A 643-nucleotide genomic window follows, 5' to 3' on the forward strand; every position below is an offset into this window, starting at 1 on the left:
CACGGGGGCGGGGACGAACACCGGTTCGGTGTCGCCGTCGAAGGCGGTGGCGCCGACGTCGCCGTCCTTGACGACCAGCAGCGCGCAGTTCGGGAGGAAGGCGCGGATCTCGGCCGGCGTCGCCGTGCCCCAGATGCGTTCGGCCTCGTCGCGGCCGACGAAGGTGATGTCCGCGGCGTCCGCGAGGCGGGCGAGGGTCTCGGTCGCCTCCTGCGTGCTCCACAGCGGACGACGGTCGTTCACGTCGAACGACACGAGAGCGCCTGCCGCGCGTGCGTCGATGAAGAGCCGATCGACCATCTCACGACACGAGGCGGAGAGCGCGGGGGTGATCCCGGTGGTGTGCACGATCCGCACGCTCTGGAGCTGCGCGGTCGTGAGGAATCCCGGCTCCATGCGGGAGGCGGCTGATCCCTGACGGTAGTAGTAGACGGAGGACGACTCCGCTCCCGGATCCTTGAACATGACGCCGGTCGGCGCGGTGGCATCGCGTGGGAGAATGGGAGGATGACCGTCACCCTGCTCGGCGCCACCGAGATCCGCCGCCTCGCCGCCGAGCTTCTTCGTCGGGGTGACGTCGAGCTCGGCCAGAACTTCGTCACCGACGCGAACACCGCCTGCACGATCTTGCGGACGGTGTTCG

Annotated in this window: 1 protein-coding gene and 1 pseudogene; one reads left to right on the forward strand and one right to left on the reverse strand. The window is 69.5% G+C overall.

Annotated features, from left to right (window positions below; genetic code table 11):
- On the reverse strand, positions 1–501 hold a 501-nt coding region (locus tag KZA10_RS16955), incomplete at its 3' end, for a PfkB family carbohydrate kinase (protein ID WP_308289708.1).
- Between the two features lie 6 nt (positions 502–507).
- Between KZA10_RS16955 and KZA10_RS18445 the strand changes: the two are divergent.
- Positions 508–643, forward strand: a pseudogene (locus KZA10_RS18445) (16S rRNA (adenine(1518)-N(6)/adenine(1519)-N(6))-dimethyltransferase); the annotation flags it as partial.

Origin of the sequence: Microbacterium sp. BF1 (genome assembly GCF_019279095.1) — a bacterium.
Lineage (GTDB): Bacteria > Actinomycetota > Actinomycetes > Actinomycetales > Microbacteriaceae > Microbacterium > Microbacterium maritypicum.